Origin of the sequence: Hansschlegelia beijingensis (genome assembly GCF_045505405.1) — a bacterium.
Classification (GTDB): Bacteria; Pseudomonadota; Alphaproteobacteria; order Rhizobiales; family Methylopilaceae; genus Methylopila; species Methylopila beijingensis_A.
This window is the reverse complement of sequence record NZ_JBJKEX010000082.1, coordinates 1-10,717: the sequence shown is the minus strand read 5'-3', so window position 1 is coordinate 10,717 and position 10,717 is coordinate 1. Positions and strand designations below refer to the sequence as shown.

Below are 10,717 nucleotides of genomic sequence, written 5' to 3'. Positions count from 1 at the left end.
CCGGCCGCGACGCGGGCGAGACCCACGACCTCGACCCGCAGCAGCGCCAGCTTGCGGCCGACCTGCAGCGCCGCGGTCAGGCGGCTCGTCAGGCTGCCGCGGTTCGGCAGGCGGGTCAGGGGATCATCGAAGGTCAGCCGGTGCAGCGCGTCGGCGTTCTCGGCCAGATTGCGGGCGATCGACAGATGCGCCCTCGCAAGCGCCCCGATCTCGTCCCGCCGGTCGCCGGCGCGCCGCAATTCATCCTCGGCAGCGCCGGGACGGGTCACGGCGCGCGTCAGCGCGCGCAGCGGGGCCGCGACACGGTCGATCAGCAACGCGGCGAGCGGGAGAAGCACGGCGAGCAAGGCGAGTGCGGCCAGCGAGGCCCGCGCGATCATCCCGCGCATCGCGGCGTACGCCTCACTTAGGGAGCGTCCGGCGTAAACGGTGACGGGGCTTCCGTCGGACAGCATGGCGGGAGCCGCCGCATGGGCGAAGCCGCGCTCGACGATCAGCGCCGCGGCTCCCGCCTGGAGGGAGTCGGAAAGCGTGTCAGGCGACGAGGCCGACGCGGCCGAAGGCGGCACGCCGGCGAGAATCGCGCCATCGAGGCCGACCACATAGCCGTAGTCGAGGGCTGCGGCTTCGCTGAGCTGGTTGAAACGCGCGGGCGTCACGTCCTGCTGGATCGCAGTCGCAAGTCGCTGGGCGGCGACCGCGAGGTCGCGCTCGATCGACGCGATCGCCGCGTCGCGGAGATAGAGCCCGCTCGTGATGATGACGGCGGCGGCGACGAGCGCGAGCGCCCCGCCCAGGCACAGCGTCGACCGAGCCGCCAGGCCCCGCCACCAGCGATCGTCAGAACCGCCGGCGCCGGGCCGGTTGGCGTGTGGCATGCGCCCTGCGCTCCTCGGCGTCGCGAACCTCACCGCAAAATAACGCAAGCATCGTGAATCAATCGTTATCGTCCGATCATCGGCGCCCGGGCTCCGCGCACGCCCTCGATCGTCGCAATGAAATGGAAATGCCGTCGCGCTAGGGTGCGGCGCTGGCGGCTCGGCCCGCGGAAGGGGACGACATGACGGTGCTCATCACCGGCGGCGCCGGCTATATCGGCTCGCACATGGTTCTCGCTCTGCGCGACGCGGGCGAGTCTGTGGTGGTGCTGGACAACCTCTCGACGGGCTTCCGCGAAGCCGTGCCGGGCGACGTGCCACTCGTGGTCGGCGACGTCGCCGATCGCGCGCTCGTGCTCGAGCTTGCGGCGACCCACGCCATCGACGCGGTGGTGCATTTCGCAGCCCGGATCTCGGCGCCGGAGTCGGTGCGCGATCCGTTCGGCTACTACACCGCCAACACCGCCAAGACGACCTCGCTGCTGGCGGCGCTCACCGACGCCGGCGTGAGTCGCGTGATCTTCTCATCCACCGCGGCGGTCTACGGGCTCGCGCCACCTACGCCGACTTCCGAGGACGCCCCGACCGACCCGGCTTCCCCCTATGGGGCTTCGAAGCTGATGTCCGAGCGCGTCCTGCGCGACGGGGCGGCGGCGCACGACCTGTCCTATGTGGCGCTGCGCTATTTCAACGTCGCGGGCGCCGACCATCGGCTGCGGTCGGGGCAGCGCTCGCCTGGCGCGTCGAACCTCATCACCGTGGCCACCCGGGCCGCGCTCGGGCTGAACGACGGCCTGTCGATCTTCGGGACCGACCTGCCGACGCCCGACGGCACGGGCGTGCGCGACTACATCCATGTGTCGGATCTGGCCGAGGCGCATCTGGCCGCGCTCCGGCACCTGCGCGAGGGCGGCGCGAGCCAGACGCTTAACTGCGGCTACGGCTGGGGTTTTTCGGTCCGGCAGGTCTTGGACGCGGTCCGGCGCGTCTCCGGAAACGACTTCCCGGTCACGGAGAAGCCGCCGCGCGACGGAGACCCCTACGTCTCGGTGGCCGACGCCAGCCTGATCCGGGACATTCTTGGCTGGCGTCCGCAGCACGCCGACCTCGACCTGATCGTCGGCGATGCGCTGCGCTGGGAGCAGCTCTGGTGGAACGACGAGGCGCGCCGCTCGTGGCTATCGAGCGGGCGCGCCTGACGGTCTGCTAAGCTCGCGGATCAGAACACCGCGAGATACTTCAGCAGCGAGATGATGCCGATGATGATGACGATGATCCGGATGATCTGCTTCGCCCGGCCGTCGATCGGCAGCATTCCGATGAGATAGAGAACCAAGAAGATCACCAGAATGGTGATCAAAATGCCGATGAGTGGCCCTTCCATTTCTCGTCATCCTTTGCGGCGAGAACTATTCGGGGTTGGGTGGGAAACGTCGGCTCGCTCCCGATTACGCGCCGTCGTGACGTGAAAACGCCCGGCCGCGGAATCCGTTCCGGAATGTCTTCCTTGGTCTAAGGGGCAGTGCGCGGGCCCGCCTTGGCGCTGGCGAGCGCCCGGCCGAACGCGTCCGCGAATTCCGCCCGCTCATGAGGAGAAAGGGCGCCGCCGACATCGATGCGATCATTGCGCTGCCTGACGGCGAGACGCGTCATCCCGAAGTCCTCGTCCGTCTCGGTCTCGAGCCGCACCCAGAGCGGGTTGAAGCGCCACTCGGCGCTCGGGCCACGACGCGGAACGCGCCGGATCAGAAGCTCCACATAGCTCAGCGCCACCTGCTCGCAGGCGCGCGCCTCCGCGAAGTTCAGCCGGAAGGCGATCCACAGCGCGAGCACGTCGAGACCGAAGAAACCCACGACCGGCCACGCCCCCATCAGGTAGAAGGGGATGCTGAGGGCGGTCGAGAGCAGTGCGAAGGCGGCCATCACGATGATGAAGCCGCGCCGCCCCAGCGAGCGGTGTGGCGTGATCACCGCCGCGAACAGTTCGCTCTCGGGATCTGGGCGACTGGCGTCCCGGCTCATGAGCCAAGTATAGGACTTGCGATGCCAGAGCGTCAGTCCTCCCCCCGCAAAAAACCGGCCGCCGCGAGCGCAGAGAAGCGCATGGCTCGGCCCCGGCGCCTGCCGCCTGCGACTGTCGAGGAAATATTCCGCCGGTTCGAGGCGCGCGACCCCGAGCCCAAGGGCGAGCTCGAGCATGTGGACGCCTACACGTTGCTCGTGGCGGTCGTCCTGTCCGCTCAGGCGACCGACGCCGGCGTCAACAAGGCGACCCGAAGACTGTTCGCCGAAGCCCCCACGCCCGAAAAGATGGTCGCGCTCGGCGAGGATCGGGTGCGGGAGCTGATCAAGACGATCGGCCTCTACCGCAACAAGGCGAAGAACGTGGTCGCGCTCTCGCAGAAGCTGATCGACGAGCACGGCGGCGCGGTGCCGCCGTCACGCACGGCGCTGGAGATGCTGCCCGGCGTCGGCCGCAAGACCGCCAACGTGGTGCTCAACACGGCTTTCGGAGAGCCGACGATCGCGGTCGACACGCACCTGTTCCGCGTCGGGAACCGCACCCGCCTCGCGCCGGGGAAGACGCCGCTCGAAGTCGAGCTCGGCCTGGAGAAGACGGTGCCGGAGCGCTACCGGAGGCACGCTCACCACTGGCTGATCCTGCACGGCCGCTATGTCTGCAAGGCGCGCAAGCCCGAGTGCCCGGCGTGCCTGATCAATGACCTCTGCCCGTTCGAGCCGAAGACTCAGCCTGCGCCGCCGCCGCGGGGGCCCGCGGTCGGCGGATAGCGAGGACCGCGCGTTCAGCCGTTCTCGACCGCGAGCCGGAAGGTCCGGCGGCGGCCGATGAGCCAGAAGGCGACCGCGCTCAGGAGCGCCATGGCGGACATGTAGTAGCCGACCGCCGAGAGCCCGTAGGCGCTCGCCAGATAGGTCGCGGCGTAGGGCGCCGGCGACGCGCCCAGGATGCCGGCGAGCGTGAAGGCGAGCGAGGCGCCGGTGTAGCGCACGGCCGTCGGGAACAGCTCCGAAAGCGCTGCGCTGAGCGGCCCGTACGTGAAGCCCATCAGGCCGAGGCCGATCGACAGGAAGAGCAGCACGCCGACCACGCCGCCGGAACCGAACAGCGGCTCGAACAGGAAGCCGAACGCGAAGATCGCGAGGCTCGCCCCGATCAGCGCGCGTTCGGTCCCGATCCGGTCGGCCATCTTGGCCGCGATCGGGATGGTGACGCCGAAGAACACCACGCCCAGCATCTGGAGCGGCAGGAACTCGCCCTTCGCGTAGCCCAGCACGCTCGTGCCCCAGCTCAGCGCGAACACTGTCATGAGGTAGAAGATCACGAAGGTCGCGATCGCCGCGACGGTGCCCAGCACGAGCGTCCCGGTGTGCTCGAGGAAGACGGTCAGCATCGGCACCCGCACCCGCTCCTGCCGCTCGAGCGCTTTGCGGAAGGCCGGCGTCTCGGTGATCTTGAGCCGGACGTAGAGGCCGACGATCACCAGCAGCGCGCTCGCCACGAAGGGAATGCGCCACCCATAGGAGAAGAACTGCTCATCGGTGAGCAACGCGCCCAGCAGCAGGAAGCTGCCCGCGGAGCAGATGAAGCCGATCGGGGCGCCGAGCTGCGGGAACATGCCGTACCAGGCCTCCTTGCCCGGAGGCGCGTTCTCGGTCGCTAGCAGCACCGCGCCGCCCCACTCGCCGCCAAGTCCGAGCCCCTGGCCCAACCGGAACAGCGCGAGCAGCAACGGCGCCGCGACGCCGATCTGCGCATAGGTCGGCAGCAGCCCGATCGCGACGGTCGAGAGGCCCATCGTCATCAGCGCTGCGACCAGCGTCGCCTTGCGCCCGATACGGTCGCCGAAATGCCCGAACAGCACCGCGCCGACCGGACGCGCCAGGAAGGCGATCGCGAAGGTCGCGAAGGACTGCAGCACCGCCGAGGTCGGATCGCTGCTCGGGAAGAACAGCTTCGGGAACACCAGCACGGCCGCGGTCGCGTAGATGTAGAAGTCGAAGAACTCGATCGTCGTGCCGATCAGGCTCGCGAACAGAACGCGGCGGGGAGAGTTCGCCGGGGCGGCGGTGGCGTGCGCGGACACGGGCGACTGGCTTTCGGCGGGTTCCGGGAGAGACAAACGGCCTTAGCGCCATACCGGCCGGCGCACAATCGTCCGGAAGGCCATGACGACTCCCGAGCCTGCGAGCCGATGACGGCGCAGCGCGTGGCTTGCCCGCCTCCCCTTGCCCCGCTAACTCTCCCGCTCTCGGCCGCGTCCGGTCGATCAGCCCCTGCGAGCCGATGTCAGATTCCGCCGACGCGCCGCTCAAGCTTGCCGCACTCGACGCGGAGGACCTCGAAGTCCTCGCGGCGCATCTGCAGGATTTCGTGCTGAAGGTCGGCGACCTGGTCTACCTGCCGGGCGAGCAGCGGCTGGCGATGGTCGGCAACCGCGCCGACCGCCGGGCGCCGGGCGAAGTCCGCCGCCGCCGCACCGCGGCGCATTTCGACCGGGTCACCCGCGTCCGCGCGAAGGGCGTCGACCGCTCGAACCCCGAGGCGGTGCTGAACCTGCTGACCATCGTCTTCGACCCGGCCGACCCGCCCTCCGGGGCGATCGACCTGCTGTTTTCGGGCGGCGCCTGCCTGCGCCTGGAGGTCGAATGCATCGAGGCGCAGGTCGCCGATCTCGGACCCGTCTGGGCCGCCAAAGCCCCTCCCCTCCACGAAGCCGACGAGGCCTGATCCGAAATGGCGCTCCGCCTGACCGCCGCCGCCGATGACTTTTCGGCGCGCTTCGACGCCCTGCTTTCGACGAAGCGCGAGGTCTCCGAGGATGTGGACCAGGCCGTCGCGACGATCCTGGCCGACGTCAAGGCCCGCGGCGACGCCGCCCTGATCGACCTGTCACTCCGGTTCGACCGGGTGGACCTCGAGGCCGTCGGCATCCGGGTCGCGCCCGACGAGATCGCCGCCGCCCGCGCGGCCTGCGACGCCGAGGCGCTCGACGCCCTGACGCTCGCGCGCGACCGGATCGAGGCGCATCACCGCCGCCAGATGCCGGCCGATGAGAGCTATGTGGATCCGATCGGCGTCGAACTCGGACACCGTTGGACCCCGGTCGACTCGGTCGGGCTTTACGTGCCGGGCGGCACCGCCGCCTATCCGTCGTCGGTGCTGATGAACGCGGTTCCGGCCAAGGTCGCGGGCGTCGAGCGGCTCGCCATGGTGGTCCCCGCCCCGGACGGCGCGCTTTCGCCCCTCGTGCTGGCGGCCGCCGAGATCGCCGGCGTCGACGAGGTGTTCCGCATCGGCGGCGCGCAGGCGGTTGGGGCGCTCGCCTATGGCACCGAGACGGTGCAGCCGGTCGCCAAGATCGTCGGGCCGGGCAACGCCTATGTGGCGGCCGCCAAGCGCCGGGTGTTCGGGACCGTCGGAATCGACATGATCGCTGGCCCGTCCGAGGTGCTGATCGTCGCCGACCATACCGGCAACCCGGACTGGATCGCGGCCGACCTGCTGGCGCAGGCCGAGCACGACGCCTCGGCGCAGTCGATCCTCATCACCGACGATCCGGAGCTCGCCGACGCAGTCGAAGCCGCCGTGGAGCGCCAGCTCACCACCCTGCCGCGCAAGGACATCGCGGCGGCCAGCTGGCGCGACTACGGGGCGATCATCGTGGTCCCGGACATCGGCGCCGCCGCGCCGCTCGCCAACCGCATCGCCGCCGAGCATCTCGAGATCATCGCCGAGGACGGCGACGCGCTGGCGAAATCGATCCGTCACGCCGGGGCGATCTTCCTCGGCGGCCACACGCCCGAGGCGATCGGCGATTATGTCGGTGGCTCCAACCACGTGCTGCCGACCGCGCGCACCGCGCGTTTCGCCTCCGGCCTCGGCGTGCTCGACTTCCTCAAGCGGACCTCGATCCTGCGGTGCGGCCCCGAGCAGCTGCGTCTGATCGGGCCCGCGGCCGTGACGCTCGGCCGGGCCGAAGGGCTTGAGGCCCATGCGCGCTCGGTCGCGATCCGCATGAACCCGGGCGGCTGAGGGAGCGGCCCGGTGCCAGCGCCCGATCCCAAGCACAGGCTCGTCGCGGTCACGCTCGACGAGAAGTCGATCGGGCGCGCGTCGCCGGACGTCGAGCACGAGCGGGCGGTGGCGATCTACGATCTCGTCGAGGACAACCAGTTCGCCCCCCAGGGCCTGGAGGCCGAGGGGCCGTTCGCGCTTCATGTCGGGCTTCTGGACCGCAAGCTCGCGCTGCAGATCCGGCGCGAGACCGGCGAGGAGATCGTCACGCACCTGCTCTCGCTGACGCCGTTCCTCAAGATCCTCAAGGACTACTTCCTGATCTGCGAGAGCTATCGCACCGCGATCAAGACCGCGAGCCCGTCGCACATCGAGGCGATCGACATGGGCCGCCGCGGTCTGCACGACGAAGGCGCGCAGGTCCTGAGCGAACGCCTGAAGGGCAAGATAACCTGCGACCACGACACCGCGCGGCGCCTTTTCACGCTGATCTGCGCCCTGAGCTGGAAGGGCTGACCTCGGGTGGACGAGGGCGGCGATCAGGGCAAGCGCCCTCAGTCGGTGCTCTTCATGTGCGGGCAGAACGTGATCCGCTCGCCCGTCGCGGAGGCGTTGGCGCGGCATTATTTCGGCCGCTCGCTCTACGTCGCCTCCGCGGGCGTGCGTCCCGGCGACCCCGACCCGTTCGTGGAGGCCGCCCTCGAGGAGGTCGGCCTCACGCTCGGCAAGCACAAGCCGCACACGCTCGAGGATCTCGAAGACCTCAACTTCGACCTGATCGTCAGCCTTGCCCCGGAGGCCCATCACGCGGCGCTCGAGCTTACCCGGCGGCTGCCGGTCGAGGTCGAGTACTGGCCGACGCTCGACCCGACGATCGCCGCCGGGGGCAGCCGGGAGCAGGTGCTCGGCGCGTATCGCGCGATGCGCGACTCGCTCACCAATCGCATTCGCGACAGATTCAGGCCGCCCCGGAAGGCGCGGGTCTGACGGTCGTGGCGCGTGAGGCGTCCGAGACGCCTTGCGGCGGCTCGGTTGTGAAACCACATCGTTTCCGGTATCACGCCGTATCCTAACGCATGTCTGATGTCGGCCGCCCGGGCGCCGGGCCTTCGGCGTCGCTCACCATCGAGACCAAATGTCGAAAGAAGAGCTGCTCGAGTTTCCGGGCACCGTCGTCGAGCTTCTGCCGAACGCAACCTTCCGTGTGAAGCTCGAGAACGACCACGAGATCATCGCCCACACGGCCGGCCGCATGCGCAAGAACCGCATCCGCGTTCTGGCCGGCGACAAGATCCTGGTTGAGATGACGCCCTATGACCTGACCAAGGGCCGCATCACCTACCGGTTCAAGTGACCGCCGGAGCTTCGGCTTCTCTCCAGACGCTGGTCCGGTCGCGCGCCTCATGAAGGACCGCCCCAAACTCGTCCTCGCCTCGGCGAGCCCTCGCAGGCTCGCTCTGCTGGAGCAGATCGGCGTCCGTCCGGATGCGCTGCTGCCGGCCTCGCTCGACGAGACTCCGCACCGAAATGAACGGCCCCGCAGCCTGGCGCTTCGCCTGGCCGAGGAGAAGGCGCGCGAAGGCGCGCGGCTCGCGGCGCAGGACGCCGCGCTCTCCGGCGCGCTGATCCTCGCCGCCGATACTGTCGTGGCCGTCGGCCGCCGCATTCTGCCCAAGGCCGAAACGCCGGACGAGGCCGGAGACTGCCTGCGGCTGCTTTCCGGGCGCGCGCACCGCGTCTCGACCGCGATCTGCCTCGTCACCCGCAGAGGCGGCCTGAAGAGCCGTCTGATCGAGACCCGGCTGCGGTTCAAGCGGCTGTCCGAGCGCGAGATCGAGAGCTATCTCGCCTCCGGCGAGTGGAGCGGCAAGGCCGGCGGCTACGCCATCCAGGGCCTCGCCGGCAGCTTCGTCTCGAAACTCTCCGGCTCATACGGGGCCGTGGTCGGCCTACCGCTCCATGAGACCGCGGGCCTTCTCGCCGGCGAGGGCTACCCGCTCCACGCGGGCTGGTCAGCGAAGACCTGAGCGAATGGCCGAAGAACGGACCTACGAACCCCGGCCCTGCCCGATCTGCCGGAAGACGTCGACGGCGGCCTTTCACCCCTTCTGCTCGAAGCGCTGCGCGGACGTCGATCTGTCGCGCTGGCTCAGCGGCGTCTACGCGGTGCCCGCCGACGATCAGGAGAGCGACGAGCCGGAGCAGGACGGCGGCGCGACGCATTGATGCGGCGCCATTCACGAAGCCGCTCTCCGCGCTGGACACCCTCCGGCCGACCCCCTATAAGCCGCGGCGGCCTCGTCGTCTGACGACGCAGGGCCGCTTCGAGACGGCCGCGAGACTCTCGCTTCCGCCTTGGCCCGGGTAGCTCAGTTGGTAGAGCAGCGGACTGAAAATCCGCGTGTCGGTGGTTCGAATCCGCCCCCGGGCACCATCCCCCTCCAGACCAGATCATCATCGGTTAGCGAACGCTCGACGCACGTCGTCCGCAGCGAGACGCCGGCCATGAAAAAGGCCCGCCGGGCGACCGGCGGGCCTCGTCAGTCCTCGCGCCGCTGGCGCTTTACTTGCGCGCGGCCGCCTCGGCGACGGCGGGCGCCTCCTGGATGTTCGCCGCGCCGCCCATGTCTCCGCTCTTGGTGCGACCGGCGCCGGGGCCCGCGCCGAGATCCGCGCCGGTGGTCGGATCGGAAGCCGGGTCCGACATCGTGCGCTCGGCCATCTTGGCCGCGACCTTCTTGTCCTTCGCGTCCAGCTTGACGGTCGCGAGGCCGTCGCCGCCATCCGCCGGCATGACCTGCGCCAGATCGTCGACGCGGTCCCATTCCGCGCCCGAGTTCCACGGACCGTCCACGTCGCCCTCGCCCTGCGAGGTGTTGACGTACATGCTGGCGTACTTCTCGACGCCCGGAAGCTTGCCCGTGGGGAAGTTGTTCTCGATCGCGTAGAGCGCCTTCTCGAACGACTTCTGATGCGCGATCTCGCGCGTCATCAGGAAGCCGAGCGCATCCTTCACGCCGGGATCGTCGGTGATGTTGATCAGCCGCTCGTAGACGATCTTGGCCCGGGCTTCCGCGGCGATGTTCGACCGGAGATCGACGGTCGGTTCGCCACGCGAGTCCACATAGGCTGCGGTCCAGGGCACGCCCGCCGAATCGCAGAGCGCCGGCGCGCCGCCGAACAGGATCGACTCCTTCGCGGACGTGCCGCTCGAGCCGATCATCTGGTAGAGCTCGGCCTCCTTCATCTGGCCCTCGGCGAGCTGCGCCTTGAGCCCCTTGTTGAGCATGGTCACGATCGAGCCGACCACCTCGAGGTGGCTCAGCTCCTCGGTCGCGATGTCGAGCAGCATGTCCTTGCGGCCCGGATCGTCCTCACCCAGGCCCTGGGTGAAGTACCGCATAGCGGCCGCCAGCTCGCCGTCAGCTCCGCCGAACTGCTCCATGATCATGCGCGCGAGCTGCGGGTTCGGCTCAGAAACTCGGACGGTGTACTGCAGTCGCTTGTTGTGCATGAACATGGGCGAACTCCTCCGTGGAGTTAGCTAAACCGGGCCCGCCTCGACTCGTTCCAGAACGATCGCAATTTCAGCTTCGGCGCCTGGCGGGGTCGACTGCTGCCGGAACAGCTCGATCGGTCGCAGCGCGCGCCCGCGTAGCGGCTGCGCGATCAGTCCGGCTGCAGGCTAGCTGACCGTTTCTTCGGCGATCGCCCGGACGACTCCCCTGAGGGCGGCCTCGGGGGCTTCTCCGGCGGCGAGCGCAGCCTCATAGCGCGCGAGCTGCCGATCCGCCGCCGCGCC

13 protein-coding genes, 1 tRNA gene and 1 pseudogene are annotated in these 10,717 nt (G+C 69.5%); 10 read left to right on the top strand and 5 right to left on the bottom strand.

The genetic code is table 11. The annotated features are described in order from the left end of the window. Positions 1-878 (bottom strand): annotated as a pseudogene (locus ACIKT0_RS07585) (GGDEF domain-containing protein); the annotation flags it as partial. A gap of 182 nt (positions 879-1,060) precedes the next feature. Between ACIKT0_RS07585 and galE the strand changes: the two are divergent. Then, positions 1,061-2,077 carry a UDP-glucose 4-epimerase GalE gene (gene galE, locus ACIKT0_RS07580; RefSeq protein ID WP_407104749.1) on the top strand — a complete coding sequence of 339 codons (1,017 nt, stop codon included), beginning with the start codon at positions 1,061-1,063 and terminating at the stop codon, positions 2,075-2,077. A gap of 20 nt (positions 2,078-2,097) precedes the next feature. On the opposite strand, the gene ACIKT0_RS07575 is transcribed toward galE, so the two are convergent. Both ACIKT0_RS07575 and ACIKT0_RS07570 read right to left on the bottom strand, forming a co-directional pair. Beyond that, entirely contained in the window at positions 2,098-2,262 is a 165-nt protein-coding gene (locus ACIKT0_RS07575) for a Thivi_2564 family membrane protein (RefSeq protein ID WP_183395084.1), read from the bottom strand. Positions 2,263-2,390: 128 nt separating this feature from the next. Further along, positions 2,391-2,900, bottom strand: a complete 510-nt coding sequence (locus tag ACIKT0_RS07570) for a DUF2244 domain-containing protein (RefSeq protein WP_407104748.1) — start codon at positions 2,898-2,900, stop codon at positions 2,391-2,393. An 81-nt stretch (positions 2,901-2,981) separates the two neighbouring features. Here ACIKT0_RS07570 and nth point away from each other — a divergent pair, with 81 nt between their 5' ends. Beyond that, positions 2,982-3,668, top strand: a complete 687-nt coding sequence (gene nth / locus ACIKT0_RS07565; RefSeq protein ID WP_407104747.1) for an endonuclease III — start codon at positions 2,982-2,984, stop codon at positions 3,666-3,668. A 14-nt stretch (positions 3,669-3,682) separates the two neighbouring features. On the opposite strand, the gene ACIKT0_RS07560 is transcribed toward nth, so the two are convergent. Next, positions 3,683-4,984, bottom strand: a complete 1,302-nt coding sequence (locus ACIKT0_RS07560) for an MFS transporter (protein ID WP_407104746.1) — start codon at positions 4,982-4,984, stop codon at positions 3,683-3,685. 200 nt (positions 4,985-5,184) lie between these two features. Between ACIKT0_RS07560 and ACIKT0_RS07555 the strand changes: the two genes are divergently transcribed. The 8 genes from ACIKT0_RS07555 (at position 5,185) to ACIKT0_RS07520 (ending at position 9,349) form a co-directional block, all read left to right on the top strand. Further along, positions 5,185-5,628, top strand: coding sequence for a DUF2948 family protein (locus ACIKT0_RS07555; RefSeq protein WP_407104745.1), 444 nt, complete (start codon positions 5,185-5,187; stop codon positions 5,626-5,628). A gap of 6 nt (positions 5,629-5,634) precedes the next feature. After that, positions 5,635-6,933: a histidinol dehydrogenase gene (hisD, locus tag ACIKT0_RS07550; RefSeq protein WP_407104744.1), complete on the top strand. Its 1,299-nt coding sequence runs from the start codon at positions 5,635-5,637 to the stop codon at positions 6,931-6,933. 12 nt (positions 6,934-6,945) lie between these two features. After that, complete coding sequence (locus ACIKT0_RS07545; RefSeq protein ID WP_183395078.1) at positions 6,946-7,431, top strand: UPF0262 family protein; 486 nt, start codon at positions 6,946-6,948, stop codon at positions 7,429-7,431. Between the two features lie 54 nt (positions 7,432-7,485). Continuing rightward, complete coding sequence (locus ACIKT0_RS07540; RefSeq protein WP_183395226.1) at positions 7,486-7,902, top strand: arsenate-mycothiol transferase ArsC; 417 nt, start codon at positions 7,486-7,488, stop codon at positions 7,900-7,902. A 148-nt stretch (positions 7,903-8,050) separates the two neighbouring features. After that, positions 8,051-8,269 carry a translation initiation factor IF-1 gene (gene infA / locus ACIKT0_RS07535; RefSeq protein ID WP_131003039.1) on the top strand — a complete coding sequence of 73 codons (219 nt, stop codon included), beginning with the start codon at positions 8,051-8,053 and terminating at the stop codon, positions 8,267-8,269. A gap of 49 nt (positions 8,270-8,318) precedes the next feature. Continuing rightward, positions 8,319-8,942 (top strand): Maf family nucleotide pyrophosphatase, encoded by a 624-nt coding sequence (locus ACIKT0_RS07530; protein WP_407104743.1) that lies wholly within the window; start codon positions 8,319-8,321, stop codon positions 8,940-8,942. 4 nt (positions 8,943-8,946) lie between these two features. Beyond that, a complete protein-coding gene (gene yacG, locus ACIKT0_RS07525; RefSeq protein WP_407104742.1) occupies positions 8,947-9,141 on the top strand; it encodes a DNA gyrase inhibitor YacG in 195 nt (64 codons plus the stop codon). A gap of 132 nt (positions 9,142-9,273) precedes the next feature. Continuing rightward, positions 9,274-9,349 (top strand) — tRNA-Phe (locus ACIKT0_RS07520). A 129-nt stretch (positions 9,350-9,478) separates the two neighbouring features. Here ACIKT0_RS07520 and ACIKT0_RS07515 read toward each other — a convergent pair. After that, positions 9,479-10,435 carry a manganese catalase family protein gene (locus ACIKT0_RS07515; protein WP_407104741.1) on the bottom strand — a complete coding sequence of 319 codons (957 nt, stop codon included), beginning with the start codon at positions 10,433-10,435 and terminating at the stop codon, positions 9,479-9,481. Between the last annotated feature and the right edge of the window lie 282 nt (positions 10,436-10,717).